Below are 25377 nucleotides of genomic sequence, written 5' to 3' on the forward strand. Positions count from 1 at the left end.
CGTGCTATACTTAAGGCAAAGAGTAGCAGGCTGATGATATTGTTTTAAATAAAAATTTTTAAGCTGTCAGGTATAACTCCCCTTCGTAACCATGCGCACGCTGGTTCTTGAAGCGTGTGATATCGGCTTGCATGTTATCATAGATTTCCTGAATCTCCTCTGAATCCTGGGTCAACGGCTTGATGTGCTCACTTAAAAGCTTAGCCGCTAAAGGATAAAACTTAGTATCGTCAGTGTTTTTGGCGTTAATTTTAAATGAGCTAACAGCACTCTCCAATTTCTTAAGTGCAGGATACTGCCCTTTATACTCCTGAATGGTGTCGCGAAGCTTTTCCCGTATCATCAGGTATAGGTCTTCTTCAAACGTCATACCGAAGTCATCATCCTCTTCCTCGTCATCGAAGTTGAAGGCAAGGTCGTCATCGTAGTCAAAATCGTCTTTCATGGCTGATAATCAGTTTCTTTAAAATGTAATACGGGTTAAAAAGCTGTTTGTGTCTAGTTGACTTTACATTTTCTGGCTCTGCTAGCAAGCTTTAGGCATGGCCTTCGGAGCCGTAATAGGTAAAGCGGGTACATAATTAGTATATCAGTTTCTTATTTGCAATGCCTACGAAGGCAATTTAATCCCGTTGTTCAAGTTTTAGCGGGGCCATAGGTTTCAACCGCCTATAGCACCCTGCTGGTAGTTAGGGGCTGCTAACAGAAAGAGCCGCTGTGTTGGCAGCGGCTCTTTCTGTTAGGCTATAGTATAGGTGATATTTCCTAGGCAAACTTGCGTTCGATAAGCCGGAGCAACTTGTTCAGGTGTTCCTGTTTTTTGCTCCAGTCATACTTTGGGGCTAGCGTATGTGTAACATACTGCGAAGCTGTTTGCGCATCCTGGAAATTATCAAGTGTCTGGATGGTTTGATAATACGTTAGGTTATCACCATCAAATAACTCGTTAATAAAGCTGAAGCGCTGGTTGATAGATATGGAGTTTTTTAAAGAGTCTATTTTGCCGTTGCTGTGGCTGTCTGCCACCGAAGATGATGCGCTTCTGCGGAAGTTATCATTCAGGGTAGGCCGCATGTTTTTAGGAGCCTCTTCCTCTGCATCATCTTCTTCCTGCTTATACATGGCAGGGCGTGCTACGGCAACAGGTGCTTCGCGCTGTGCAGTATGAATCGGGGCCACAACGTCTTTTTCCTGCACAGGTGCCGGTGGAGCAGGTTTAAGAGCTGCTGGTTCGCTTACACCTGCGGCTGCCTGGCCTGTTACCTCAGCTTCTACTATTGGTAGTAGGCTGTTGAATTGGGTAATTAAGCCATTAAGTGGCGTGCGTGTGTGCTGGTTTGCGTTTACATACAGCCTGAACCTGCTTATAATATACTCACGGTCGCGGCTGCTTGGCGATAGGGTATCAATAAAGCCGGCAAAAAGCGGTTTGTCAATATCTAGATAACGCAGATTTTCCTGTAGCTTAAGGAGTGTGATCTCCTCCTGTATGCGCAAAAACTTCTCTTCAAAAATGGTAACAGGAGCCAGCACTATCAGGAAGGTATCGTAAATAGCTTTCTGAAGTAGCGGTTCAAAGACATTACGCGTCATCTGTATCTTCCTGGAAAGTACATTCATGAAGTTTAACAAGGCCTCTTTTACCTCCTCATGCTCATAGTCAAAGTAGGGGCTTCTTAAGTTCGCCATCTCGTGGTGCCACTTCAGCAGGAGCTCTTTAATCACAAAAAGGTTTACCTGTTTGATAGGGGTGAAACTGATAAGCTGGGGGCCGTTAATGCTGTCGTGTGAGGCAAAGTGACGGTCGCAAAGTAGATTTGCCAGCTCTTTGCTATAACGCTCTAGGTGTAATTGATTATATTTGTCTTCCATTGGTATCGCTTTCTTCTGTAAAGTTATAAAAATATGCCGAAGTTAAGAGTGCAAAACCTTGCTAACCTTGAGGTAAAGGTGGCAGAGGGACAAACGCTGCTAAAGGCGCTACAGGCCCAGGGCACCGATTGGATGCACGCCTGCGGAGGCAAAGGGCGCTGTACATCCTGCCGCATAATAGTACAACAGGGCATGCAGAATTTTGCACCGCTTACAGCCGCCGAATTACGCTATCGCGAGCGAGGCCGGCTGAAAGATAACGAACGATTAACGTGCCAATGTACCTTAACTGGTGGCGAAGTTACAGGAATTGTGCCGGAACAAACCAAGCTGCCGCATATTAGTTATAGTAGTTGAGGTAACAGCACTTAAAAGGCCAGCAAGATGGTCTTTTCTCTTAAAACTTGCACTCGCCTTATACTTGATTGACTTTATGTATAGGCAGCTTATCATTTACTAAATATCATATTACCAAACAATGTTTATTGAACCGCGCGTAGGCAACGAGAACCCTGCAAACAAACGAGGGTGGATTGAGGTGATTTGTGGATCCATGTTTTCAGGCAAAACGGAAGAGTTGATAAGAAGGCTGAATCGCGCCAAAATAGCGAAGCAGAAGATAGAGATTTTCAAGCCTACGATAGATAAGCGCTACCACGAAGAAGATGTAGTATCTCACAATGCCAACTCTATACGTTCTACTCCTATAGGCTTTGCCCAGGATATGCTCTTGCTGGGCGGCAGTTGTGATGTAGTGGGTATAGATGAGGCGCAGTTCTTTGACGAAGGATTGCCGGAGGTTTGTGCAAAACTAGCCAACAGTGGTGTCCGGGTGATAGCCGCTGGCTTGGACATGGATTACCTGGGCAAGCCTTTTGGGCCAATGCCTGCACTAATGGCCGTGGCAGAATATGTAACGAAGGTGCACGCTGTGTGCGTGCAGTGTGGCGATATAGCCAATTACTCTTACCGCATTGCCGCTGATGAAAAGCAAGTGCTGCTCGGCGAAACAGATTCTTATGAAGCACGCTGCCGGCATTGCTTTAAAGAGGGCATGAAACGAAAGCACATTTAAACTATAAAAGCCGTGAAAGCCATACTTGCCAAACAGATGCACACAGTATATTGCCTGCTGCTGCTGTGGCTTGGCTTTGCTTGGCAGGCGCAGGCGCAAAGTAAAGTGCCAATAGGTGGCTGGCAAATACATGCTCCTTACCAGCAAGGTAAGGCAGTGGCGCTAGCCGGCGACAAAGTATACGTTGCAGCAGACAGAGGCCTCTTTTATTTTGATACAGCATTTAACGCTATCGAGACCATCACAAAAATAGATGGGCTGAGTGAGCAGCAGATTAGCGACATAGCTTACGATGAAGCCTCAAAGACGCTTGTTGTCGCTTATGCCAACACGAAAGTTGATCTGCTGGTGAACGATAGGATCTACAGTGTCTCAGACATCTTTCGAAAAAGCGTGACGGGAGAGAAAAAGATCAACAGCATTTTTACGCATAATAAACTGGCCTATATCTCCACTAGCTTTGGTGTAGTGGTGCTGGACCTGCAGAAGCGGGAGGTGCAGAGTACTTACAGTAATTTAGGGCCTTCCGGAGAGGTGATAAATGCCAAAGGAGTAGCCATGCTTCAGAATGAAATTTATCTAGCCACCAATTTCGGTATACTGTTAGCTCCCGGAGCTGGAGCCAATCTACAGGATTTCCAGAGTTGGAGTAACATTAGCGTAGGCTTGCCAAACCCAGCAGGTGTGGCAGGTATTGTAGCTTTCAATAATAAGCTTTTTGCCCATACTGCTGATAGCATTTATACTTATACAAACAACGCCTGGCGCGCTACTCCTATGGCTACCGGTGGATCAATCTACAGCTTAACGGCAACGGATGCTTACCTGTCAGCAGCTACTGCAACCGGAGTGTTGTTACAGGATAAGCAAGGCCTTACCTATACCTTAAACCATCCTACTCTTACGCAACCCCGTGAAGCTACTGCCACAGCCAGTGGTGTTGTTTGGGTGGCTGATTATGAGAATGGGCTTGTTAAACTAAGCCTTACGAGTAATCAGGTAGCAGTCTACGCTCCTAATAGTCCCTACAGCAGCAACAGTTTTAAGGTTTATACTTACGGAGGCCGGGTATATGTGCTTAGCGGAGGCTACGATGAAAGTATGGTGCCTGCTAACAATAGGAGTGGCTTTAATGTGTATGAAAACGGTAATTGGCAGAGTTATAACCGTGTGCTATATCCTGCACCAGGCTTTGTAACAGGGCAGGACCTGACAAGCGCTGTTTTCAACCCTGTGACTACCAAGTTATACTTAGCCAGCTATGGCTCTGGTTTGATCGGGTGGGAGGGGCCGGAACAAGCAACGCTTTATAACAGTGCCAACAGCCCGTTGCTTAGTATAGTAGGTGCGCCTGATGATGTAAGAGTGTCTGATGTAGCTGTAGATGTGCAGGGAAATGTTTGGGTAGTTAACCCAAACCGCCGCTCAGGCGCAGCAGGACTTCATAGGCTAGCGCCTGATGGTACCTGGCAATCATATAACCTGAAGGGTTTAAATGATGCTACCTTTCTTACAAAAATAGTACTGGATGATTACAGCCAGAAGTGGCTTTCTGTGGCCCCCAGAGACAATAGAGCTTATGGACTGCTTGTTTTTGACGAGCAGCAGAACCGAACCCGCAGGTTAATTACAGGTGTGGGTAACGGAAACCTACCTAATGCTATCGTATATAGTATGGCTAAAGACCTTAACGGCGATATCTGGGTAGGTACAGGAAGTGGTGTAGGCGTGTTTTATAATCCTGCTTTTGTGTTTGAAAGTAATCAATATGATGCCCGCATTCCTATCATAGATGGCCGCCCCTTGTTAGATGGGCAAACAGTAAGGGCTATTGCCGTTGATGGTGCGAATCGTAAATGGATGGGCACAGATAACGGCTTGTGGCTTTTTGGGCCGGATGGAGATGAACTGATTGCCCACTATACGTCGCAGAACAGCCCCTTGCCTTCAAATAAAGTTGTTTCTGTGGCAGTGGAGCACCAGTCAGGTGAGGTGTTTGTAGCCACAGATGCGGGTGTTGCCTCTTTCCGTGCGAGCGCTACTATAACAGAAGGAGAGCCCGCCTGTGCCGTTGTTTTCCCCAACCCGGTGCGCCCCGACTATACAGGCCAGATCGGTATTTCCGGTTTGCCAAACAACGCGGATGTGCGCATCACCGATGTGGCTGGTACGCTTGTATACCGAGGCAAAGCAACTGGCGGCACCTTTGCCTGGAATGCCCGCGATTACAACGGTAAACGTGTAAAAGCCGGGGTATACCTGGTACTCAGTGCAAGTGAAGCAGGCGACCAAACCTGTATCAGTAAAATAGCCGTACTTCAGTAAATGTTAGTCAAAACAAGGGGTATCGTACTCAGCAGCATAAAGTATAGAGAAACCTCTATCATCTCCAGAGTTTATACCGAGGCGCTGGGTGTGCAGTCCTACATCGTGAACAGTGTTCGCAGAAAAGGGCCGGGAGGGCGTGTGGCGCTATTTCAGCCGTTCACTTTGCTGGATATGGTGGTATACACTTCGGCCAGAGGCGGGCTGACACGTATTTCTGAGTATAGATCTGCCTACCCGCTTGCCTCTATACCTTTCGACATCAGGAAGAGTAGCATTATACTTTTCTTATCAGAAATTGTAGCGCGTAGTTTAAAGGAAGAAGAAGAAAACCTGCCCTTATTCAATTTCCTGTTTGATGCTGTTGTTACGTTTGATGAGATGGAAAGTGGCTTCGAGAACTTTCACCTGGTTTTCCTGCTGCAGTTAAGTATACACCTGGGCTTTGGACCTGGCTCCGGGGCAGAGGTGGTGGAGCAGGTAGCTTTCTCGTCTAATGCACAGTCTGCCACCTCGGCACCGACTGTACTGGCTATGCAAGCACACGAAGTATATTTTAATCAACTGTTGCAGGAGCCAGATTATGCCGCCATACCAAATGGTAAAGTACGGCGTGAACTCCTCGATATCCTTATCCGCTACTACCAGCTTCATGTAGATAAACTGGGCGAGATAAAATCGCTGGCTATACTTTCTGAGGTGTTGGCTTAAAATAAAAAACCACCAGAAGAAGAATTCTTCTGGTGGTTTTACTTGTAGTGTGAAAGTTGCTACTTTATATCTACAATATGCATTTCAAATACTAATACTGAATACGGAGGAATTGTGCCGCGATTTTGACCTTCGTAAGCTAAGTAGGCAGGAACAAACAATCGTCCTTTCTCGCCTTCTTTCATCAATTGCAATCCTTCGTCCCAACCTCTAATAACTTGACCAACGCCTACTTTAAGCTCTAGCGGCTTGTTATCATCATAACTAGTGTCGAATTCAGTTCCATTAAGCAAAGTACCTTTGTAGTGAACAGATACGTTATCACCAGCATATACTTTAGCGCCTGTGCCTTCTTCCAGCTTCTGATAATATAATCCTGATTTGGTATTTACTAAAGTAGCAGGATCTATATTGTTAGCTCTTAGGTAATCCTGTATCTGTTTATCGTTCTCTCCTCTACGGTTATCAATGGTCAACTTATCTTCACAAGCAGAAAAAGAGAATGTTAATACAAACAACAGAAGCGCCCCTACTAGGCCGCTTCTGTTGTTGTTAATGCTATTTTGTAACATAGGTATGTGTTTTACTATTGTTTCTCAACATCCAGCAGCTCGATATCGAAGCGCAGGATAGAATTAGCTGGCATATCAGGGCCACGTTCCTGCTCACCGTAAGCTAATGGAGATGGAATAAGCAAAGTTGCTTTGCTACCTTCTTTTAGTTGCTGAATGGCATCATCCCATCCTTTAATTACCTGGCCCTGGCCAAGTACAAACTTAAACGGCTCGTTGTTGTTCATTGCGTTGTCGCGCGAAGATTCCAACTGCTTGCCATCCAGGTGTGTCAGCGTATAGTGTACCGTTACCTGGTCGCCAGCGCTGGCCTGTGGGCCTTTGCCCGGCTCCGTTACTACATAGTATACACCAGACTCTGTTTTCTGGGCATTAGGCAAGCTCTTCTCTTTAATGTACTGGAGAATTCTGTTGTCGTCAACTTTTAGCTGCTCAACGGCACGTGCCTGCGACTGCTGCATTTGCTCTTCAAACATCTTCTGCTGGTCTACCATGGCCTGCTCTTTAGACTGTACTTTCTCTGTTTTGATGAAGAAAGTCAGGTGAGAACCAGGCTTGATGAATGGAGGCATCGGCTGGCCAAAAGTCTTCGCGAATAAAGAATCAGCATTAACCTTGAAAACGCCACTATCACCAGGAGAAAGCATCATAAGGGCACTTTCTAAACTTCCCTTAAAAGATGGCTCCATTACCGGAATCATGATCGGCATACCACCGCTCTGCGTGCGGGAGTCGAACAGCAGGGAGTCATCAGCGTTTTTGTAAGACATGTGCATTGTTACCACCTGCCCGATTTTAGCGCCTGTTGAGTCTGATGGAGATACTTCTCCTTTATTTTCATACTCGCCTTTCTCGTTTTGCTCAAAAATCTTGTAGGTCAGGCCATCGGCCGTGGTATAAGATTCGTCGTTGTTTTTGTTGCAACCCTGCAACAGTAACGCACCGGCCAATACCGGTAATAAGAATTTAGATTTAGATAGCATTTAATATAGGTTGATATAATTTTTGATTACCTGTTATGGCTTGCTGCCAATTTGTCTTTGTACAGAGGCAGCAAGCTTTCAAATTTCTCTACAGTAGCCTCTAGCGAATCAGTGGATATACCGCCTGCTGCATTCTTATGGCCCCCGCCGCTAAAGTGCGATCTTGCAAACTCATTGGCCGAAAAATCGCCCACAGAACGGAACGACATTTTTACCGCTTCTTTGCGATCGATGATCAGCGCTGCAAAAACAATGCCTTCAATAGACAAAGCGTAATTTACAAGTCCTTCAGTATCACCAGTTTTAGAGTCGTAAGCCTTCAGCTCGTCTGCAGTAATAGAGATGTAAGCCGTGTTAAACTCCCGGAGTACCACCAGTTTATCCTTCAGAGCATAACCCAGAAAACGCAGGCGCAGTTCAGAAGAGCTGTCGTAAATAAAGCGGTGAATATCTGATGTTCTTACCCCAATGTTTAGCAGGTCTGCTATAATAAGGTGTACATTCTTGGAAGTGCTGGGATGGCGAAAAGAGCCTGTGTCAGTCATGATGCCTGCATAAAGGCTTTCGCCAATGCCTGCGTCAATCAGGTCACCATCGCCCATTCCCTTGATCAGGTCATATACAATCTCTGCCGTGGCTGCCGCGCTGGTGTTAGCATAATCAAGGTCGGCAAAATCTTCAGGTTGCAGGTGGTGGTCTACCAATACCTTCACGCCTTTTGCCTCACGAATATATTCCCCCATCTCATTGATACGCGACAGGTTATTGAAATCAAGGCAGAAAATAACCTGAGACTCCTGAATAATGCGCTGCACCAGGTGATCGTTTTTCTGAGAATAGACCATTACATCATCATTGCCTTCCATCCAGTTGAGGAATGAAGGATAATCAGATGGAGTGATGACAGTAACGTGGTGGCCTTTCTTTTTTAGATAGCCAGCCAGACCAAGAGAAGAGCCCAACGCATCAGCGTCTGGTTTATGGTGTGTGGTGATCATCACCTGTTTAGGCTCTTTTAAAAGCTCTTTTAGAGCGATAATATCATGCATACTTAGTGGATAAATCCTCTGATTAGTAAGGATATAAGGCGCAAATTTCTGAATAAAATACGTGTAAAGCAACAACAGGCCGATTTTGCTGCTGTTATGCTATTCACAATACAAATGTGGTATTTAACTAAACTATAACCTAAATGTATGCTAATATTGGCCGAAATGCGCTACTTTTGCAAGCTTAAATAAGAAGTATAAACAATAAAGGTAAAAGAAACATGGCCGGGAACATTACATTCACCATGATTAAGCCTGATGCGGTTGCAGACAACCATATTGGCGGCATAACTAAGATGATCGAGGAAGGCGGCTTCCGTATTGTGGCAATGAAAAAAACGAAGCTGACAGAAGAGCGTGCCGGCAAGTTTTACGAAGTGCACAAAGAGCGTCCTTTCTATAGCGACCTTGTTAAGTATATGTCTTCTGGCCCAATCGTGGCAATGATTCTGGAGAAAGACAACGCAGTAGAAGATTTCCGTAAACTGATCGGCGCTACTAACCCTGCACAGGCAGAAGAAGGCACTATCCGTAAAGTATACGCTAAGTCTATCGAGGCAAACGCTGTACACGGTTCTGACTCTGATGAGAACGCACAAATTGAAGGTGATTTCTACTTTTCTGCTGACGAGCGTTTCTAATTAGAAATATAAAAGTACTTATTGATTAAGAGGCCTGTCGAACATTTGTTTGACAGGCTTTTTTTGTTGTGCTGCATAACTTAATTTGTATATTTACAAGCAAATATAGTACGATATGAAAGCAAACTTATACCTGATAGGGCTGGCTTGCTGCTTTTGCCTTGCGGCTTGCCAGCCAGAAGAACCAGCGCCAAACGTTTCAGGTCTCCAAAGCATCTCCTATACTATTCAGCGTTCAACTAACACGGCTACTGCCGGTGCTATGGTATCCGTGGGACCAAATCCTTTTACTAATTATGTGGAGGTGCATTTTAGTAATTCTGAAATGCTGCCTGCCACCGTTTATTTCTCGGATGAAAAAGGAAAGTATACTAAAAAGATTGAGGTAACAGACCGTGCTCCTGTATCTGTAAAATTGGATTTTAACGAGATGCCTAAAGGTGTTTATCTGTGCGAGGTGCAACAGCAGGACAAGGTTAGTCGCTACCGTTTGATTAAAACAAGGTAAAGAAGTATGAAAAAGCTATTATTTATACTTGCCTTGCTGTGCGTTTTTAGCGCCAATGCACAGGAATCTACCCTTGGCCTGACAGGTAAGTTGGGAGCCTTTCATACAGTAACAAGCAGCAGCCAGTCAGCAACGGCAGACATAGATTATGGACTTGGCCTACAACTGGAGCTGGGTGTGCTGCTGCGCAAGCCTGTTACCCCAAACGGCTTTGTGCAGCTAACGCCCGTACTGGCTTTAGACAGGCAAAGTGGTGGCAACATACGAATGACTGATTTACAGCAGAACCCAGTAGCAGATGCTAAAACCAGGTATGGCAATTTATCAGTGGGTGCTGGTGTGCTATACTTTCACCGGTTCGGCAGCAGCCTGGCAGTCGGTGCTGGAGTCGCTGCAAAGTATAAGCTGACAGCAATAATGGCTATTCAAAAGGTGATGGGGCAAAATGGTTCAGAACTTGACGACTACTATGACAGCTTCTATCACAGGAAGCTGACTTTATACTTGCCTTTGGAGGCACAACTGGCATTAGCTCCAAAGCTGGAACTAATGGCGCAACTACAGCTACCGATAAATAATAGAGTGGCTGCCGCAGAGTCAGCATTCAAAGAACGGGATTTAGGGCTGGTGCTGGGCCTGAATTACCTTTTCAGGTAAAGTATACAGTATAAACAGAAACAGCCGGTTCTTTAAAGAACCGGCTGTTTCTGTTTGATAGGTTATCATGCTAATTAGTCTCTAGGAATGACAAGCCGCTGGCCCGGTCGGATCAGGTCAGGATTATCGCCTATTTTATCTTTGTTAGCGTCATAAACTTTGTTCCATTCGTTGGCATTGCCGTAGTGCTTCTTCGCAATTTTGGAAAGAGAATCGCCACTTTGCACCGTATAAATGTCCTGGTTTGGCCCGGCAGTAGTAGTCTGCTGCTTGTCGCTCTCGCTGTAGAAACCTTGCTCCGGATGGCCAGGTGACTTAGTTACCATATCGCCACCTTTACTGATGGGCTGCGTTCCCTTTGGCGTATCTGCACTTTTAGATGATTGAACATTACTGGCAGGTTTTGCCCCGGCTCCTTCTTTTCCTTTTTTATTGAAAAAATCAAACAGTCCCATATTAATCTTTATTAAGTATAAATGTTTTCATACTGCGGTGTGCGTGTTGTACCACATAGTATAAGATACGCCTTTAGAAGCAGTTAGTTATACTTGGCAATAGTAACAGGAATGTAAAAGCTGCCGTAAACGAACGGACGTGCAGCCAGCCTATAAAGGTGGGGCGGTTATTCTAAACTGAAACAAACGAACTATGAAAAGTATAAAGCCAACCAACATATTATATACGCTGCTTCTGAGCTTTTTCTTGCTAAGCTGTGGTGGAGGAGAGGAAGTGGGATCAGAAAACTTAATCTCTGGACCTGATAACAAGACCTGGGTAGCTGATGAAGAAATAAATGCTGCCGGTGATGAGCAGGACCTGACGAAGGATGAGCAGGCACAAACGATGCAGTTTTATGCCGACGGCCGTTTTGCCATGAGTGGCGGCAGTACCTTGCAAACCGGCACCTGGTCTTTTGATCAGGCAGCCAAGCGCCTGTCGCTGCAGTTCGAGAACCAGGACGTGACGCAGAACTTTGAGGTGCTTAAGCTAAGCGATGATGAGCTTAACCTGAGAGGGTCAGATGGAACGGTGTTGGAGCTGGATGTTAAAAAATAACCAAATCGCTGATTTTAAGTATAGCTAAATGGTTTCGATTGACAGCGGCAGTTTACTTTGGTAGGCTGCCGCTGTTATTTTGATAAAAGAGGCCGCACAGACAGTAAGCCCAGCACAGGGCCAATAGCCATCGGCACAAAAACCCATTGCACAGGTAGTGTGGTTAGCAGGTAGCCAGTTAGCTGTATGCTGATAATAGTGATGGCAAAGCCAATGGAGGTAACTACGGTAAGCGCTGTGCCTACTAAATCAGGAGGAGCAGTACGTGCTGTAAGCGCAGAGAATTGGGGCGAATCGCCGGCCACCACCAAACCCCAAAACAACAGGAAGGGCAGGAGCAGGTAAGGAGTCTGGAATACCCATATGCTTAGTACACAGCATAAACCCGAAAGCAGCAACTGTACAAAAGCCACACGGCCGCTTCCCCAGCGCTGTGACAGATAGCCGCCCCAGATGCATCCAACCGCTCCAACTGCTATCACCAGAAAACTAAGAAGAGCCAGTTCGTCTTTTGGCCAGTTAGGGAAGGCGAAAGCAAGCATAAAAGGCACAAAAGCCCAGAAAGTATATACTTCCCACATGTGCCCGAAATAGCCAAATGCAGCCGCTCGGAATTCCTTCGCCTTAAACACACGCAGCATATTGCCCACCTGAAACTTTGCTCCTTTCGTCAAGTATGGCCCATCGGGCACCAGCAGGTACATCAGTACACCACCAATGGCAGCAAGTGTACTTACAGCGAGCAACATGCTCTGCCATGGCAAAGCTGTTCCTAACGCTCTTAGCAGGTATGGGAAAGCCGTGCCCAGCACCAGCGCCCCCACCAGATAGCCAATAGCTTTGCCGAGTCTGCCGCTGTACCAACTGGCCGCTATCTTCATGCCTACCGGGTAAATGCCTGCCAGCAGAAAACCAGTAGCTCCGCGTAAGAGCAGCACGCCGGTTATACTGGCAGCAGCATACAGCACCAGCATATTCGCCAGCGCTCCCAACAGAGAGCAGAACAGAAACAGTAGCCGAGGCGAGACCCGGTCAGCTACAGAAAAGAAAGCAAAGCAGAGGGTACCAAGTATAAAGCCGAACTGCACCGACGACGTAAGCAGCCCCAACGCCTCCGCTTGTAGTCCCAGCGAAGCCTGAAGTTCGGGCAGCACAGCATTGCCCGCAAACCACAACGATGTTCCTGCAAATTGTGAGAACACAATGGTAGGAAGGATACGCGAAGGTGCAGGGGCTAGTGTTGCAGTTGGAGTCATAGATGAAAAAAAGGCAAAAGATAGGGGCTGAAAAAGAGGATTAGATTCTGGTTCTTTAGGCCTTAACTAGCCATAGATCGTTTCAGCAAATTTTTCCAGCGCTTTGCGGGTCTCGTAAGTGCGCTCGAACATAGCCATGTGGCCGGTTTTCTCCATAAAGTATACCATGCTGTTGGCGGGCAGGTGGCACTGCTCCAGCGCTTTTTCCAGTGGCACGGCTCCATCGTCTTTTCCAAAGATAAACAGCACCGGGCACTTTAGCTGCTGCAGTACCTCAGCACGATCCGGGCGGTTGCGCATGGCAGCCAGGGCTCCGGTTACGCTTGCTTGTGGCGTGGCACGGCCTATTGCCTTCATCATCTCAATCTCCTGTACTAGCCGCTGTCGATTTTCGCGGTAAAACAGTGGCTCTACAAACGGGTTGATGAAATTAGGTAGGCCATGGCGCTCTACATATTCAATGCTCTTGCTGCGCTGGTCTTTTTTTTCATCTGTATCAGCAAAGGCAGTAGATTGAAACATACAAAGCCCGTTGAGCATGTAGCCATACTTTGCGGCAAAAGCCATACTTACATAGCCGCCCATCGAATGACCTACAAGTATAAACCGCCGCACATTCAGCGCCTCCAACTGCTGCTTCACATAATCAGCCATACTTTCCATAGTGTAACTGCTGACATTTTCCGTATTCTCGCCAAAGCCCGGCAGGTCTAAGGCAATGATTCTGAACTTCTGTTGCAGCGGCTGTGTAAACTCCGCCCATACTTGCTTGCTCTCGCAGAAGCCGTGCAGGAAAACGAGTACATCGCCGGAGCCGGCATCGGTGTAAGTCATATTAAGATTTTAGATACTAGACGTTAGATGTTAGACTCTTGTCTGAATCAGGATTTGCAGGATTATTGGATGAACAGGATTAAGAAGTACAAGTTAATACTTTCTTTATACTTCTATTCTTACTGTAAGCAAAGGTTATGGGGCGAGTATTATATGATGAGTAGCTATGCAATGCCTTTTCAATCTTGCTACTGTCGGTTGCATCATCTACATCAGAGCATGTTTAAAATTCATGCTTTGCGCTGCAAAAGCCTGTAAAGGAACCTGTCTTCACGCTTTTCTCGCCCCATAGCGCTGCTATGAAACTCTAAAACCGCTTTGCCAGAACCCTTTCCATTCAGCTTTCGCTTGAAAAAACGAAATGTAAATAAGCTCTCAAGTATAAATTAGTTTTCCAAATCATACGCATCCTGTCCATCCTCTAATCTCGCAAATCCTGATTCAGACAAAAAGGCCTCACAAGTATAAACCTGTGAGGCCTTTTATCTAATGTCTTGTATCTAGCGTATGAAATCTAAATCTTCACTGCCACACCCACCAACTTACGAACTGTGTTCTCGATGTCGATAGGGGCGAAACCTGCTTCATGTTGCAGTTCCAGCTGTGAGCCGTGTTCAAAAATAGCATCCGGAATGCCAAGGCGTTTTACCTGCGAAGTATAGCCGTTATCTACCATAAACTCCAGCACAGCACTACCGAAACCACCTTGCAAACAGCCATCTTCCACGGTTACTACTTTGTCATACTTCGAGAAGATATGGTGCAGCAGCTCTGCATCCAGAGGTTTGGCATAGCGCATGTCGTAGTGGCCTGGGGTAATACCATCGTGTGCCAGTTTCTGGCAAACATCCACGGCATAATTTCCGATGTGGCCGAAGGTAAGTATCGCTACTTCTTCGCCCTCTTGTACGGTACGGCCTTTGCCTACCTGCTGCAACTCCAGTGGGGTGCGCCACTTTGGCATCACACCTTCGCCGCGCGGGTAACGGATCGTGAATGGGCCCATGTCATCTTGCGAGGCAGTGTACATCATGTTGCGCAGCTCCTGCTCGTTCATCGGGGCAGCTACCACCATGTTCGGGATGCAGCGCATGTAAGCGATATCGTAAGCGCCGTGGTGTGTGGGGCCGTCGGCACCGGCAAAGCCTGCTCTATCAAGGCAGAACACCACGTTCAGGTTCTGCAGGCATACATCGTGCACCACCTGATCGTAGCCACGCTGCATGAAGGTGCTGTAGATGTTGCAGAACGGGACCAAACCTTGTGTAGCCAAACCGGCAGAGAAAGTTACCGCATGTTGTTCTGCAATACCTACGTCAAAAGCACGATCCGGCATTGCCTTCATCATGATGTTAAGCGAGCAGCCGGATGGCATGGCAGGCGTTACGCCCATTACTTTAGGGTTCTGCTCAGCCAGCTCTACCATCGTGTGCCCAAACACATCCTGGTATTTCGGTGCTTGTGGCGTATCGTAATGTTTTTTGTAGATTTCGCCTGTAATTTTATCGAACAAGCCTGGCGCGTGCCATTTCGTCTGATCTTTTTCAGCAAGGGCAAAACCTTTGCCTTTGGTAGTAAGCACGTGCAGTATTTTAGGACCCGGAATATGCTTCAGGTCTTCCATTACCGATACCAGGTGGTTGATATCATGGCCGTCTATCGGGCCGAAGTAGCGAAAGTTAAGGCCTTCGAACAGATTGCTCTGTTTGAGGATAGCCGCTTTTACGCCACTTTCTATCTTAGAAACAATGGCACGGGCATCCGGGCCAAACTTGCTGATCTTACCTAATATCTTCCAAGCCTCGTCGCGCATCTTGTTATAGGTGCGGGAGGTGGTGATGTCTGTTAAATATTCTTTGAGTGCACCTACGTTCGGGTCGATGCTCATGCAGTTGTCGTTGAGCACCACCAGCAGGTTTGCGTTGGCTACACCGCCGTGGTTTAAGGCCTCAAAAGCCATACCGCCCGTCATGGCACCATCACCGATTACGGCAATGTGCTGGCGCTGGTCTTCGCCTTTATACTTGGAGGCAACCGCCATACCCAGTGCCGCCGAGATAGAGGTGCTGGAGTGGCCTACGCCAAAGGTGTCAAATTCACTTTCTTTTCTTTTCGGGAAGCCGGAGATGCCCCCATGCTTGCGGTTGGTATGGAAAATATCGCGCCGGCCTGTCAGGATTTTATGCCCGTATGCCTGGTGCCCCACATCCCACACCAACTGATCCAGAGGTGTGTTAAATACATAATGTAATGCCGTGGTAAGCTCCACCACGCCAAGGCTTGCGCCAAAGTGACCGCCGTGGATTGATACGACATCAATGATATACTGCCTCAATTCCTGGCTCACTTGCAGCAATTGCTCCGGCTTTAGCTTCCGTAGGTCGGCAGGTGAGTTAATAGAGGCAAGCAGCTCTCCGGGTTTGATAATCATAGAATTGTCCTTATAGACCTCTAACAAAATATGTTGGCGAAAGTTTACAACGCGTAAACCATACTTGTTGAGCCAACTCGTAAAGTTAATAAATAATAAAACACAAGCACCCACTTGGTCAGGGCGAAAGCTTGTAATCAACTATATATAAAGTATAAGTGTCGAAAAATCAGGCTGCTAAGGGAAAACTACTTTTGCTGCTGGTGCCGCCCCGGCAGATTTGTTTTGCTTTATACCTGCACCGCTGCAAATAGTTGTGAACTATGCCACCGCCTGTTTTGGTTGAGGAGGAAGCAAGCTTTGCTCCAATCCGCTGAAAATGATTATTTTTGCTACCTGCGCAGCCACACGCGCCTATAAATGTTGAAAAGGTGAGTTTCGAGATTAGATTACCCTTGTTTGAAGGTCCGTTTGACCTGTTGCTTTTCTTTATTGAGCGTGATGAACTGGAGATACATGATATTCCTATCTTTCAGATCACCAATGAGTTTATGGGCTACCTAAAGCAACTGGAGCAAATGAACATCGAGGTGGCAAGCGATTTTATACTTACCGCAGCTACCCTGATGCGCATTAAGGCCAAGATGCTGTTGCCGCGCGTAGAGAAAGATGAAGAGGGAAACGAGATTGACCCGCGCGAGGAACTGGTGCAGCACCTGCTGGAGTACAAGAAGTATAAAAGTGCTACCCCCGATTTATCGCACATGGAAGACCTGCGCCAGGCCCAGGAAAACCGCGGCAACATACAGGATGAACTGCAGCAAATAGCCAACGCCAACCACTTTGAGTATGAGCTGCAGGACCTGAGCCTTTACAAAATAATGCGCGTGTTCGAGAAAGTGATGACGCGCTACGAAGAGGAGCAGAACAAGCCGAAGCATACGGTTATCCAATTCCCTTATACTATAGAAGAGCAGCGCGATATCATCATGAAAATGGTGCAGGAGCGCAGCCGCCTATCTTTTGCGAAACTGGTAGAGGAGTTTCCGGATAAAATTGGGATGATCTTTAACTTTCTGGCTATTCTCGATATGCTACAGCTTAACCTGATTAGTATAGAAGTTGGCGAAGGCTTTAACGACTTCGAGATACTGGAGGCAGAAGGGCAGGCTACGCAGGTGCTGCAACTGCTGGCAGAGTAGTATTCTATCACCCGAATTCAGAATTTGCCAACTGTTTTGCCGCAGTTCCCGAATAGTTAATAGCTTTACACGTTTGCCTATAGCAGCAAAAGCAATTTAATCAGGAGCCGCAGGTAAAACATCACCACCTTACATGGACCAGAACAAGAAGACCATACTTAAAAGCTTTAGCCCGGTAAAGGTGCTGATACCCGTATTTCTGGGTTTGGCAGCCACTGCCTGGCTTTTTATTAAGGATGATAAAGTAAGCGAACTGAAAGGTATAGCACAGGCAAATGTTTGGTGGCTTGTTGCGGCGCTGGTAGTGCTGGTAATCCGCGATGCTGGTTATATGTACCGCATCCGCTCGCTCACAGATAAATTCCTGACCTGGCGCAACAGCATTGATGTGATCATGCTCTGGGAGTTTGCCTCTGCCATTACGCCCTCTGTAGTAGGCGGCACCACCATTGCCACCATCATCCTGAACAAAGAAGGAATACCATTGGGTAAATCCCTGGCATATGTCATGCTGACGGCAGTGCTGGATAACATGTTCTTTATCGTAGCGGCTCCTATTGCCCTGCTGCTCACGCAGGGGCAGGTTTTTCCTACGTTCAACCTGGATCCGTCGGATGTTGGAAAGCTACAATCGGCCTTTTACATTAGTTACGGGTTGATTGCCGTGTATACCTTTGCCATGATTTATGCCCTGTTCGTGAAGCCAAGAGCTTTTAAATGGCTGTTGCTAAAAGTAACCTCTATCCGCTTTTTTCGCAAGTGGCGTGTCAACGCGTTTCAGCATGGCAATGAGATCATGTGGGCTTCGCAGCAGCTAAAGGGCAAGGACACCGGCTACTGGGCAAGAGCGATTATCTCTACCATTTTTGTGTGGAGCGCCCGTTACTTCCTGCTGAATTGCCTTATTGCTGCTTTTGTGGACGTGAGCCTGAGTGAGCACCTGCTCATCCTGTCGCGCAACCTTATTTTCTGGATTGTGATGCTGATTGCCATAACGCCAGGTGGTGCCGGTATTGTAGAGATGGCTTTCCCGAGTTTCTTTGGCTTGTTCTTGGGTGGTTTTGCCAGTATAGTAGTCGTGCTTTATCGCCTGATTACGTATTACCCATACCTGATTCTAGGCTCTGTTTTCCTGCCAAAGTGGATTGCCAAAGTGTTTGGACGGCAGCCGCAGGAGAGTGAAGTAAATGTATAAGGTACTCAGCCCACGATAGTATAAAAGTATAAACAGAGAGGCCACCTCAATTAGCTTGAGGTGGCCTCTCTGTTTATACTTGGTGGTACTGTGCTAAAGTAGGTTCGGTCAGTTACATCTAAATCTTATACGCCTGCCTTGCCAATAGCTTCCATTGGCCCTGCTGCTTTTGCCATACCAGCATCACGCCTAATTTTACGTTGCCGGGCTTGCCGCTGTCGTTAGTTTCGGCAGAGAGTTTGTGGCGCACAATAGCGGTGTTTCCTGCCACTTTTATAGTCTGGTCTGTCAGGTCTATGGTCACGAAGTCAGATTTGCCACTCGTAAGCGAAGAGACAAAGGCAGTCTTGTCTTCGATGTTGCCGCTGGAGTGTCCGTAGCTAAGCTCAGTGGCGGCAATAGATTCAAGCGCTTGTTTGTTACCGTCAACCATAGCGGTTTTAAGTTTTTCTACGGCGGCGGCTACTTCCGTTTCTGCTTTCGATTGTGCCTTGGCGGCCACAGCTAAAGTAAGCAGGAGCGATAGAAAGAAAAAGGTCTTTTTCATATGTAAAGTGTTTTATCAAAGTTAATATTACTTGTAAATGCTTCTCCCGATCAGCTAAAGGGAAACTAAGCTAGCTACTAATATAGGGCTTTTGCCTGAAACGTGGGCAGGCGGGGCAGGTTTAGAAACAGGAGATCAAAATGGATATCATAATTATAGGCGGCGGCATTGGGGGCTTATGTGCTGCTATCGCGCTGCAGCAGAAAGGCGCAAAAGTTAAAGTATACGAAGCAGCTCCCGAACTAAAACCAGTAGGAGCAGGCGTGGGGTTGGCAGCAAATGCCATTCAGGGGCTACAGCGTTTGGGAGTGGCAGCAGAGGTAGTAGCGCGCGGAAAGCAACTGAAGGCACTCGTAATTTTTGATGAAAACGGCAGCGTGATCAGTAACATGGATACCCGCCCGCTAAGCAGCAAGTATGGCATCAACAACTTTGTGATTCACCGTGCCGACCTGCACGAAGTACTGCACCAGCATTTGCAGCCTGAAACGCTGGAATTAAACAAACGCTGCGCAAGTATAAAGGAACAGGGAGAGCAGGTGCAGGTAAACTTTACGGATGGGACGCAGGCTACAGCTGATTTGCTTATCGCAGCGGACGGCATTAACTCCGCCATACGCCAGCAGCTGCTGCCACAAAGCCAGCCACGCTACGCAGGCTATACTTGCTGGCGTGGTGTGGTGGAGAACCCCGGTGCAAGTATAAACAAGATGATTTCGGCAGAAACCTGGGCACCGCAAGGGCGGGTAGGCATTGCCCCGCTACAAGACAACAAAATATACTGGTACGCCTGTGTAAATGCCCCGCAAAACAGCGAGCAGATGCGGCAGATGTCACCCGCTGATTTGGCACGATACTTTGCCGATTTGCCTCCAGCTGTGCCCGCTATACTTGGTGCTACCCAGCCAGAGCACCTTATCTGGAACGATATAGCAGATCTGAAACCGCTGAAGCGCTTTGCCTATGGCCGCATACTGTTGCTTGGTGATGCCGCGCATGCTACCTCTCCTAATATGGGCCAGGGTGCTTGCCAGGCTATTGAGGATGCGGTGGTGCTGGGGCAATGCCTGGAGCAGGAGCAAGGTATAGATAGCGCGCTGGCCAAGTATGAGCAGCGGCGCTTAGCCCGTACAGCCAAAGTTATTCGTCTTTCACGGCTGTTAGGCAACGTATCGCAGTGGCAGCACCCGGTGCTGCGCGGTATACGCAAAAGCACTTTCAGGTTTATGCCTGCTGCCATCACACAAAGCCAGATGGAATGGCTTTACCAGGTAGACTTTTAGAAAATCTGCTCACGCAAACGCACTTTACCAGGTAGAGCAGTTTATAGTGGTATGATTTATGAAGGAAAGAAATTTATACTTAGCTTCAACACCTGTATCACCACTTTACCCCAAACTAGTAAGATTTATGATGAGAAACATACTACTGTTTGTATCAGCGTTATTTTTATTGAGCTGCTCTGACAGTAACAGCGATCTGGAAGACAAACTAACTGCTGCCATTACCGAGGGAGAAGCAGGCCCTCAAGGATACAAGACAGTGCAAATGGCGGAGCTGACAGATTTTGACTGGGATACCATGTACTACTTTCAGGCCTCAGAAGACAAGAAAGAGATCAGTGATGTTATAGGCTTTAAATGGGAGGGCGCTACTGTGCCGCAGCTTAGCCGCAGGCTTTTATTTGTAAAAGACCAGCAGGTAGTGTCTTTTGTAGATTTTAACTACAACGAGCTTCCTCTTTTTATTTATGGCTGTGAGGGCGATAAATGGATATACCCCAAGAGCCGCACTAACTTCGCCAGCTTTAAGTACTGCGAAGGAGATCGGGAAGTCTATACTTTTATCCCGGTGCAGTGCATTGATAATATTCGGGAGCTGATAGACTATAAATGCCCTGAAGGTGGGGTAGCTAAAGCAGAATAGAAAAAGCCGGCGATGAGCCGGCTTTTTCTATCATAACTCATATTAAACTGTACCCTACCTGCCAAAAAGCTCATTTTTAGAGAAAGGAACTTTGCGAATGGTAAACTCCTCCTGCTGCTGTGGCGCGCCTCCAAAAAGCTTGTTCAGGTGGGCGTATAAAACAAATACCTGATCGCCGTAACTAGTGGCTGTGGTTGGGAATACCGGGCCAGTGTCAAAACGTTCAGCTAAGCTTGCTGTCTGCCACTTGTTTGCTGACCTAAAAGACAAAACTCTGCCAGAAGGTTGTCCGCCGGCGTTGTTTACCACTACCAGCTGCTCTCCGTTTTTGCTTAACAGTAGTCCATCCGGCCCCTCAAGCGGAGCATCTAATGCCACTTTGCTTATAGCGCCCGGGTTAGAGAGCGGTATTTTGTATATTTCATTATTTATCGAATAAGCCACCAGTAAAAAGCCTGCAGGGTGGTAAGCAATTCCGTTAAAGCCAAACGCACCTTGTGGTGTGGCAAAAGCTTCATTTTCGTAAAACACAGTCGCGTTGCCGTGTACATCTACTTTATAAATGATTGGGGAGAAGCTATCGGTAACATAGGCATTGCCGTGTTTGTCGATAGCAATGTCGTTGGCAAAATGAGGTATGCCCGGACGTAGCGCACCCAAATTTACATAATGTATAGGAGCTCCTGTAGCAAGATGATAGATACCGAGTGCTGCCGTTTGCCCAGCAGTTGCCGGAGTTGAGTTGGGGGTGTTGCCCGGATCAGAGCTAGCTATCAATACTCTTTTACGATTCTCATCTACCTCCAACCCAATACTGGAGATAAGGCGCTCATCTGTGATAAAGGGCATGTAGTTGCCTTTGTAATCTACTGTGCCCACTGTGCCTGTGCTGGCAGATGAAACAAAAAATCGCTCGTAAAGTGCATCGTGACTCACACCCTCCGGGTACAGCCCCTGCCTGTTAAAGGTGATGACCTCAGGAACATCTTTTGCCTTATTTACCTCATCCAGAAGATCGTTAAAACCATCCCAGGCTTCGTCGGGAGAGCAGGAAACGGTGCCAAGGCAGAGAAAAGAAAGAAGCAGATAAGAAATTTGCTTTCGCAGGAAAGCCGCTGTAGTAACGGATAAGTGTTTCATAGCTTGTGATAGGTTTTAAAATAGTATAAAAAACATGTTGCTCTGTGTCTTTTGCAGATGCACAGGGGGTATAGAATAATATACTGCAGCTACCTAAGTAAGGCCATTCAGATGCCTGATTACTTAGTAAAACACGGTTTAGACAAGGAATAGCAGGTGGTTTATCGTGTATAGCTTAAGAAGCAGGCACTTCAGAATGCCGCACAGGCAAGTATAGGTTTGTAACAATATTGGCTAAGTGTAAGTATACTTCTCGAATAAGGTATATTCCAATTTTTTAAAGCTTAAATACATGTCGTATGCTTCTGCATCTGAAATAGCCTCTGTTCGGCCACAACCTCCTGTTTTAATTTCTGCTAAGGCAGTTGTAAAGGTGCTAGGAGTCATTGTGTTGGGTTTGCTGGTTGCCAATATTACGGGAGTAGTATTAGAAAGCGTGCTGGCATACGAGTCCAGGTTTACGCGGCTGATAGTGCAGTATTTTGATTTCAACAAAGAAGAAAATTTCCCAGCTTTCTTTTCTGCTGTCATTCTGCTGTTTGCAGGTCTGCTGCTGTTCCTGATACATAAAAGAAGCCGAAGTATGGGAGCTGCCCGCCACTCCCGACATTGGTTTATACTTGGGTGTATCTTTGTTTTTATGGCTGTTGATGAAAGCGTGCAGTTGCACGAGCACATTGCTGAGTTTGTCAGACCAAAGCTATCAAACGATTTGAACGGGCTGCTGCACTGGTCGTGGGTAGTGCCTTATGCTGTTTTTGTGTTGATAGTAGTCGCTTATTTTCTTAACTGGGTACTTAGGCTACCTGCAGAAACCAGAAACATCTTCTTTATCTCTGGGTTTATGTTTGTGGCCGGAGCACTGGGCTTAGAACTGGTGGAGGGTTATCTGTTTAAGGCCTACGGTATAGACCACCTGTATAACCGAGTGATGTATTGTATAGAAGAGCTGCTGGAAATGAGTGCTGTGGTGCTCTTTATTTATGCGCTGCTAAGGCACATGGAAAGAAGCAGTACAAGGCTTGTATTTAGAAGCCAGGAAACTACGGAGGTGGCCGAATCTAAATTGAGGCCTGTTGAGGCTTCTGAAGTGTAGGCCATCTGTTATAGCCTATTGCCGGGTTGTTTGAACTGTACTGCCTGATAAACTCAACTTCTTTTTGATTTACCGCTGTGTCAGAAGCTGTTTCAGATTCCCATAAAAGCTCTTTCCGAATTGTAAAATCACGCTGCTCTTCAGGTGTGAAGTCTTGTTCTATCAGTTTGCTATTGGCACTGCCAAAGTAGTTCAAGGTACCTGTAAGGTCTTTACCAATGTAGATTTTACCGTTAGGGTAGGTGATCTTGTAGATGACTTTCATGAGGGGCAATTGTTAATTCGTAGTAACCTCTGCTAGCAGTACAAGCTGCGAATCCCTTTATACCGCAAGTTTAGCGCTAGCGTAACTTGTGGGAATCCATGACGCAAGTTTTCAAATGCTTTCTGCGGAAGCAGAAAATAGTAAGCAGCGGTTTTATACTTGGTTAGTTAACGTACAAGGTATGGCTAAAGCCTTTGCCGCTTTTGCTTTTTCAAAGCAAGGAAGTTGAAAACTTCCATTCAATACAGCCACAAGTTACGCTGCGCTAAACTTGCGGCATGGGTGGGGTTTATTTAGCTGTTGATTTATGTTTCCCTCTCCCTGTTCTTTCAATTTTGCTTTCTTTCATTAAGAGGCCTAATACGCTATAACTTAAATAATCTTTTGAGCCTCCTCCATAGTCGGATTGTAGTCCCAGATACTTTGCAGCATCAGAATTTTTGATTCCTTCTGGATTTGCTTTGGCTAATTCTACTACAGCTGATTTTATTAGCTCCAGGCCCATCTGTGCTCTCTCATAACAACCTTCAGGTATATTAATTTTAACTTTTGAGGAAATATTTTCAGGGTTAGGCTTTATCCGGTTAGTCAAAAGTCCTCCTTGGCTCCTTATTCCAAATGCTGAGATGAGTTCTGCTTCTATTTTGAGTGCCTGCTCTTCTGTTAAATTATCAGAAATAATAGTGTGTATAACTTCATGTTCTGATAACAGGATATCATTTATTACCTGTCCCTTCTCAGAGTCATCAATATTCAATTGATGCTCCCAAGCTCGATTACCTGTGCCTTTTCCGATATAAAAAGGTTTTGCAGGTTTGCTGCGAGGATCTTTTAGTGCATACACATAAAATGGATTTTTCGCCATGCTAAAGAGTTTGTTTATTCCGTTATTTGTTGACAATCAAAATGAAGTAGCGCAAGAGTTTGCTATGGCATGAAGCAAACACTTGCGCTACTTACACCTGTCGTACATATTGCAATATGCATCAATTAAAAACAAAAAAGGAGGCTCAGAGGCCTCCTTTTTAAGCTCCAGCTATGAAAGGCTGAATGTAAAGTTTATAATCAATCGTGCTACTTGATACGTGCTACGTGTGTCGCTGACTTATACCAACTCGTGCTTCACCAGATACTCGGCAATTTGCACAGCGTTGGTAGCGGCACCTTTGCGCAGGTTATCGGCCACAATCCACATGTTTACAGTGCGTGGCTGTGTCTCGTCTAAGCGTACGCGGCCTACAAACACCTCGTCTTTTCCGTGCGCATCCTGCGGCATTGGGTACTTCAGGTTCTTTACGTCATCTACAACCACAACGCCTTCAGTTTCGCCAAGTATACGGTATACTTCATCCAGCGTAAAATCCTTCTCAAACTCCACGTTTACCGACTCCGAGTGGCCGCCCATTACAGGGATACGTACCGCAGTAGCTGTTACACGGATAGAGTCGTCGCCCATGATCTTCTTGGTTTCGAGGATCATTTTCATTTCCTCTTTGGTATAGCCGTTGTCCTGGAACACGTCGATGTGTGGCAGCACGTTCAGGTCTATCTGGTATGGGTAAGCCTTCTCGCCGTCTTTGCCTTCACGCTCGTTCATCAGCTGGTCTACCGCCTTCACGCCAGTACCTGTTACCGATTGGTAAGTGCTCACCACAATACGCTTCATCTGCAGCTCTTCGTGCAGCTTGTTCAGTGCCACCACCATCTGAATAGTAGAGCAGTTCGGGTTCGCAATGATTTTATCTTCTTTCGTCAGCTCTTTTGCGTTGATCTCTGGTACTACCAGCTTTTTGGTAGGGTCCATACGCCAGGCTGAAGAATTGTCTACTACCACGGTGCCTACTTCTGCAAACTTAGGAGCCCACTCCGTAGAGGTGCTGCCGCCGGCAGAGAAAATTGCAATTTGCGGGGCAGCCGCAATCGCGTCCTGCATTCCGATAACCTTTATCTGTTTACCCTTAAACTCCATCTGCTTACCAACAGATCTCTCAGAAGCAACCAACAATAACTCTGTTACCGGGAAGTCGCGCTCCGCCAGTACTTTCAAAATTTCACCGCCAACCAATCCGGTGGCGCCTACAACTGCTACTTTCATT

The 25377-nt window shown here is 46.6% G+C and carries 28 protein-coding genes; 14 read left to right on the forward strand and 14 right to left on the reverse strand.

Annotation, left to right across the window (positions count from 1 at the left end):
- Nucleotides 1-58: 58 nt before the first annotated feature.
- Together ACFQ2O_RS00845 and ACFQ2O_RS00850 are read right to left on the reverse strand one after the other, a co-directional pair.
- Nucleotides 59-445 carry a hypothetical protein gene (locus ACFQ2O_RS00845; RefSeq protein ID WP_377522129.1) on the reverse strand — a complete coding sequence of 129 codons (387 nt, stop codon included), beginning with the start codon at nucleotides 443-445 and terminating at the stop codon, nucleotides 59-61.
- Nucleotides 446-765: 320 nt separating this feature from the next.
- Entirely contained in the window at nucleotides 766-1872 is a 1107-nt protein-coding gene (locus ACFQ2O_RS00850; protein WP_377522130.1) for a hypothetical protein, read from the reverse strand.
- Between the two features lie 33 nt (nucleotides 1873-1905).
- Between ACFQ2O_RS00850 and ACFQ2O_RS00855 the strand changes: the two genes are divergently transcribed.
- The 4 genes from ACFQ2O_RS00855 to recO all read left to right on the forward strand — a co-directional run bounded on the left by ACFQ2O_RS00855 (nucleotide 1906) and on the right by recO (nucleotide 5983).
- Entirely contained in the window at nucleotides 1906-2229 is a 324-nt protein-coding gene (locus tag ACFQ2O_RS00855) for a 2Fe-2S iron-sulfur cluster-binding protein (RefSeq protein ID WP_377522131.1), read from the forward strand.
- Between the two features lie 121 nt (nucleotides 2230-2350).
- On the forward strand, nucleotides 2351-2947 hold the full coding sequence (locus tag ACFQ2O_RS00860; protein ID WP_377522132.1) for a thymidine kinase: 597 nt from the start codon (nucleotides 2351-2353) through the stop codon (nucleotides 2945-2947).
- Nucleotides 2948-2959: 12 nt separating this feature from the next.
- Nucleotides 2960-5272, forward strand: coding sequence for a type IX secretion system anionic LPS delivery protein PorZ (gene porZ, locus ACFQ2O_RS00865; RefSeq protein WP_377522136.1), 2313 nt, complete (start codon nucleotides 2960-2962; stop codon nucleotides 5270-5272).
- Nucleotides 5273-5983, forward strand: coding sequence for a DNA repair protein RecO (gene recO / locus ACFQ2O_RS00870; RefSeq protein ID WP_377522139.1), 711 nt, complete (start codon nucleotides 5273-5275; stop codon nucleotides 5981-5983).
- Between the two features lie 59 nt (nucleotides 5984-6042).
- On the opposite strand, the gene ACFQ2O_RS00875 is transcribed toward recO, so the two are convergent.
- From ACFQ2O_RS00875 to ACFQ2O_RS00885, 3 genes are read right to left on the reverse strand one after another with little or no spacing between them, the layout of a single operon-like run.
- Nucleotides 6043-6555 (reverse strand): FKBP-type peptidyl-prolyl cis-trans isomerase, encoded by a 513-nt coding sequence (locus tag ACFQ2O_RS00875; protein WP_377522143.1) that lies wholly within the window; start codon nucleotides 6553-6555, stop codon nucleotides 6043-6045.
- Nucleotides 6556-6569: 14 nt separating this feature from the next.
- Nucleotides 6570-7538 (reverse strand): FKBP-type peptidyl-prolyl cis-trans isomerase, encoded by a 969-nt coding sequence (locus ACFQ2O_RS00880; RefSeq protein ID WP_377522146.1) that lies wholly within the window; start codon nucleotides 7536-7538, stop codon nucleotides 6570-6572.
- A 26-nt stretch (nucleotides 7539-7564) separates the two neighbouring features.
- Nucleotides 7565-8587, reverse strand: coding sequence for a DHH family phosphoesterase (locus ACFQ2O_RS00885; RefSeq protein WP_377522147.1), 1023 nt, complete (start codon nucleotides 8585-8587; stop codon nucleotides 7565-7567).
- Nucleotides 8588-8808: 221 nt separating this feature from the next.
- On the opposite strand from ACFQ2O_RS00885, the gene ACFQ2O_RS00890 reads away from it, so the two are divergent.
- The 3 genes from ACFQ2O_RS00890 to ACFQ2O_RS00900 all read left to right on the forward strand — a co-directional run bounded on the left by ACFQ2O_RS00890 (nucleotide 8809) and on the right by ACFQ2O_RS00900 (nucleotide 10393).
- Nucleotides 8809-9228: a nucleoside-diphosphate kinase gene (locus ACFQ2O_RS00890; protein ID WP_377522149.1), complete on the forward strand. Its 420-nt coding sequence runs from the start codon at nucleotides 8809-8811 to the stop codon at nucleotides 9226-9228.
- A 115-nt stretch (nucleotides 9229-9343) separates the two neighbouring features.
- Nucleotides 9344-9736: a T9SS type A sorting domain-containing protein gene (locus ACFQ2O_RS00895; RefSeq protein WP_377522150.1), complete on the forward strand. Its 393-nt coding sequence runs from the start codon at nucleotides 9344-9346 to the stop codon at nucleotides 9734-9736.
- Between the two features lie 6 nt (nucleotides 9737-9742).
- Nucleotides 9743-10393, forward strand: a complete 651-nt coding sequence (locus ACFQ2O_RS00900; RefSeq protein ID WP_377522151.1) for a hypothetical protein — start codon at nucleotides 9743-9745, stop codon at nucleotides 10391-10393.
- Between the two features lie 74 nt (nucleotides 10394-10467).
- Here the strand turns inward: ACFQ2O_RS00900 and ACFQ2O_RS00905 are convergent, their stop codons facing one another.
- A complete protein-coding gene (locus tag ACFQ2O_RS00905) occupies nucleotides 10468-10848 on the reverse strand; it encodes a LysM peptidoglycan-binding domain-containing protein (RefSeq protein ID WP_377522154.1) in 381 nt (126 codons plus the stop codon).
- Nucleotides 10849-11041: 193 nt separating this feature from the next.
- Here ACFQ2O_RS00905 and ACFQ2O_RS00910 point away from each other — a divergent pair, with 193 nt between their 5' ends.
- Nucleotides 11042-11449 carry a lipocalin family protein gene (locus ACFQ2O_RS00910; RefSeq protein ID WP_377522156.1) on the forward strand — a complete coding sequence of 136 codons (408 nt, stop codon included), beginning with the start codon at nucleotides 11042-11044 and terminating at the stop codon, nucleotides 11447-11449.
- Between the two features lie 74 nt (nucleotides 11450-11523).
- On the opposite strand, the gene ACFQ2O_RS00915 is transcribed toward ACFQ2O_RS00910, so the two are convergent.
- From ACFQ2O_RS00915 to dxs, 3 genes are all read right to left on the reverse strand, one after another.
- Nucleotides 11524-12705: an MFS transporter gene (locus ACFQ2O_RS00915; RefSeq protein WP_377522158.1), complete on the reverse strand. Its 1182-nt coding sequence runs from the start codon at nucleotides 12703-12705 to the stop codon at nucleotides 11524-11526.
- A 66-nt stretch (nucleotides 12706-12771) separates the two neighbouring features.
- Complete coding sequence (locus tag ACFQ2O_RS00920; protein WP_377522159.1) at nucleotides 12772-13539, reverse strand: alpha/beta fold hydrolase; 768 nt, start codon at nucleotides 13537-13539, stop codon at nucleotides 12772-12774.
- A gap of 514 nt (nucleotides 13540-14053) precedes the next feature.
- Complete coding sequence (gene dxs / locus ACFQ2O_RS00925; RefSeq protein ID WP_377522160.1) at nucleotides 14054-15970, reverse strand: 1-deoxy-D-xylulose-5-phosphate synthase; 1917 nt, start codon at nucleotides 15968-15970, stop codon at nucleotides 14054-14056.
- 371 nt (nucleotides 15971-16341) lie between these two features.
- Between dxs and ACFQ2O_RS00930 the strand changes: the two genes are divergently transcribed.
- Nucleotides 16342-17112: a segregation and condensation protein A gene (locus ACFQ2O_RS00930; protein ID WP_377522161.1), complete on the forward strand. Its 771-nt coding sequence runs from the start codon at nucleotides 16342-16344 to the stop codon at nucleotides 17110-17112.
- A 133-nt stretch (nucleotides 17113-17245) separates the two neighbouring features.
- Nucleotides 17246-18307, forward strand: coding sequence for a lysylphosphatidylglycerol synthase transmembrane domain-containing protein (locus ACFQ2O_RS00935; RefSeq protein WP_377522165.1), 1062 nt, complete (start codon nucleotides 17246-17248; stop codon nucleotides 18305-18307).
- 118 nt (nucleotides 18308-18425) lie between these two features.
- Here ACFQ2O_RS00935 and ACFQ2O_RS00940 read toward each other — a convergent pair whose 3' ends face one another.
- Nucleotides 18426-18854 carry a nuclear transport factor 2 family protein gene (locus ACFQ2O_RS00940; RefSeq protein ID WP_377522168.1) on the reverse strand — a complete coding sequence of 143 codons (429 nt, stop codon included), beginning with the start codon at nucleotides 18852-18854 and terminating at the stop codon, nucleotides 18426-18428.
- A 140-nt stretch (nucleotides 18855-18994) separates the two neighbouring features.
- Between ACFQ2O_RS00940 and ACFQ2O_RS00945 the strand changes: the two genes are divergently transcribed.
- Nucleotides 18995-20137 (forward strand): FAD-dependent monooxygenase, encoded by a 1143-nt coding sequence (locus ACFQ2O_RS00945; RefSeq protein ID WP_377522170.1) that lies wholly within the window; start codon nucleotides 18995-18997, stop codon nucleotides 20135-20137.
- Between the two features lie 127 nt (nucleotides 20138-20264).
- Nucleotides 20265-20780, forward strand: coding sequence for a hypothetical protein (locus ACFQ2O_RS00950; RefSeq protein ID WP_377522173.1), 516 nt, complete (start codon nucleotides 20265-20267; stop codon nucleotides 20778-20780).
- 54 nt (nucleotides 20781-20834) lie between these two features.
- On the opposite strand, the gene ACFQ2O_RS00955 is transcribed toward ACFQ2O_RS00950, so the two are convergent.
- Complete coding sequence (locus ACFQ2O_RS00955) at nucleotides 20835-21920, reverse strand: gluconolaconase (protein WP_377522175.1); 1086 nt, start codon at nucleotides 21918-21920, stop codon at nucleotides 20835-20837.
- Between the two features lie 292 nt (nucleotides 21921-22212).
- Between ACFQ2O_RS00955 and ACFQ2O_RS00960 the strand changes: the two genes are divergently transcribed.
- The gene (locus ACFQ2O_RS00960) at nucleotides 22213-23016 is read left to right on the forward strand and encodes a multidrug transporter (protein WP_377522177.1); all 804 of its coding nucleotides are present in this window, start codon (nucleotides 22213-22215) and stop codon (nucleotides 23014-23016) included.
- Here the strand turns inward: ACFQ2O_RS00960 and ACFQ2O_RS00965 are convergent.
- Nucleotides 22982-23281, reverse strand: coding sequence for a GIY-YIG nuclease family protein (locus ACFQ2O_RS00965; RefSeq protein WP_377522179.1), 300 nt, complete (start codon nucleotides 23279-23281; stop codon nucleotides 22982-22984). The genes ACFQ2O_RS00960 and ACFQ2O_RS00965 overlap by 35 nt on opposite strands.
- 88 nt (nucleotides 23282-23369) lie before the next feature.
- On the opposite strand from ACFQ2O_RS00965, the gene ACFQ2O_RS00970 reads away from it, so the two are divergent.
- Nucleotides 23370-23510, forward strand: coding sequence for a hypothetical protein (locus tag ACFQ2O_RS00970; RefSeq protein ID WP_377522181.1), 141 nt, complete (start codon nucleotides 23370-23372; stop codon nucleotides 23508-23510).
- A 60-nt stretch (nucleotides 23511-23570) separates the two neighbouring features.
- Here ACFQ2O_RS00970 and ACFQ2O_RS00975 read toward each other — a convergent pair whose 3' ends face one another.
- Complete coding sequence (locus ACFQ2O_RS00975; protein WP_377522182.1) at nucleotides 23571-24146, reverse strand: GIY-YIG nuclease family protein; 576 nt, start codon at nucleotides 24144-24146, stop codon at nucleotides 23571-23573.
- 240 nt (nucleotides 24147-24386) lie between these two features.
- Nucleotides 24387-25376: an aspartate-semialdehyde dehydrogenase gene (locus ACFQ2O_RS00980; RefSeq protein ID WP_377522184.1), complete on the reverse strand. Its 990-nt coding sequence runs from the start codon at nucleotides 25374-25376 to the stop codon at nucleotides 24387-24389.
- Nucleotide 25377 lies beyond the last annotated feature (1 nt).

It is taken from the genome of Pontibacter rugosus (genome assembly GCF_042678745.1).
In the GTDB taxonomy this organism is placed as follows: Bacteria; Bacteroidota; Bacteroidia; order Cytophagales; family Hymenobacteraceae; genus Pontibacter; species Pontibacter rugosus.

Coding starts and splice junctions, on each gene's coding strand:
- ACFQ2O_RS00845 (WP_377522129.1), bottom strand. CDS start 445: ATGAAAGACGATTTTGACTACGATGACGACCTTGCCTTCAACTTCGAT.
- ACFQ2O_RS00850 (WP_377522130.1), bottom strand. CDS start 1,872: ATGGAAGACAAATATAATCAATTACACCTAGAGCGTTATAGCAAAGAG.
- ACFQ2O_RS00855 (WP_377522131.1), top strand. CDS start 1,906: ATGCCGAAGTTAAGAGTGCAAAACCTTGCTAACCTTGAGGTAAAGGTG.
- ACFQ2O_RS00860 (WP_377522132.1), top strand. CDS start 2,351: ATGTTTATTGAACCGCGCGTAGGCAACGAGAACCCTGCAAACAAACGA.
- recO (WP_377522139.1), top strand. CDS start 5,273: ATGTTAGTCAAAACAAGGGGTATCGTACTCAGCAGCATAAAGTATAGA.
- ACFQ2O_RS00875 (WP_377522143.1), bottom strand. CDS start 6,555: ATGTTACAAAATAGCATTAACAACAACAGAAGCGGCCTAGTAGGGGCG.
- ACFQ2O_RS00880 (WP_377522146.1), bottom strand. CDS start 7,538: ATGCTATCTAAATCTAAATTCTTATTACCGGTATTGGCCGGTGCGTTA.
- ACFQ2O_RS00885 (WP_377522147.1), bottom strand. CDS start 8,587: ATGCATGATATTATCGCTCTAAAAGAGCTTTTAAAAGAGCCTAAACAG.
- ACFQ2O_RS00890 (WP_377522149.1), top strand. CDS start 8,809: ATGGCCGGGAACATTACATTCACCATGATTAAGCCTGATGCGGTTGCA.
- ACFQ2O_RS00895 (WP_377522150.1), top strand. CDS start 9,344: ATGAAAGCAAACTTATACCTGATAGGGCTGGCTTGCTGCTTTTGCCTT.
- ACFQ2O_RS00900 (WP_377522151.1), top strand. CDS start 9,743: ATGAAAAAGCTATTATTTATACTTGCCTTGCTGTGCGTTTTTAGCGCC.
- ACFQ2O_RS00905 (WP_377522154.1), bottom strand. CDS start 10,848: ATGGGACTGTTTGATTTTTTCAATAAAAAAGGAAAAGAAGGAGCCGGG.
- ACFQ2O_RS00910 (WP_377522156.1), top strand. CDS start 11,042: ATGAAAAGTATAAAGCCAACCAACATATTATATACGCTGCTTCTGAGC.
- ACFQ2O_RS00915 (WP_377522158.1), bottom strand. CDS start 12,705: ATGACTCCAACTGCAACACTAGCCCCTGCACCTTCGCGTATCCTTCCT.
- ACFQ2O_RS00920 (WP_377522159.1), bottom strand. CDS start 13,539: ATGACTTACACCGATGCCGGCTCCGGCGATGTACTCGTTTTCCTGCAC.
- dxs (WP_377522160.1), bottom strand. CDS start 15,970: ATGATTATCAAACCCGGAGAGCTGCTTGCCTCTATTAACTCACCTGCC.
- ACFQ2O_RS00935 (WP_377522165.1), top strand. CDS start 17,246: ATGGACCAGAACAAGAAGACCATACTTAAAAGCTTTAGCCCGGTAAAG.
- ACFQ2O_RS00940 (WP_377522168.1), bottom strand. CDS start 18,854: ATGAAAAAGACCTTTTTCTTTCTATCGCTCCTGCTTACTTTAGCTGTG.
- ACFQ2O_RS00945 (WP_377522170.1), top strand. CDS start 18,995: ATGGATATCATAATTATAGGCGGCGGCATTGGGGGCTTATGTGCTGCT.
- ACFQ2O_RS00950 (WP_377522173.1), top strand. CDS start 20,265: ATGATGAGAAACATACTACTGTTTGTATCAGCGTTATTTTTATTGAGC.
- ACFQ2O_RS00955 (WP_377522175.1), bottom strand. CDS start 21,920: ATGAAACACTTATCCGTTACTACAGCGGCTTTCCTGCGAAAGCAAATT.
- ACFQ2O_RS00960 (WP_377522177.1), top strand. CDS start 22,213: ATGTCGTATGCTTCTGCATCTGAAATAGCCTCTGTTCGGCCACAACCT.
- ACFQ2O_RS00965 (WP_377522179.1), bottom strand. CDS start 23,281: ATGAAAGTCATCTACAAGATCACCTACCCTAACGGTAAAATCTACATT.
- ACFQ2O_RS00975 (WP_377522182.1), bottom strand. CDS start 24,146: ATGGCGAAAAATCCATTTTATGTGTATGCACTAAAAGATCCTCGCAGC.
- ACFQ2O_RS00980 (WP_377522184.1), bottom strand. CDS start 25,376: ATGAAAGTAGCAGTTGTAGGCGCCACCGGATTGGTTGGCGGTGAAATT.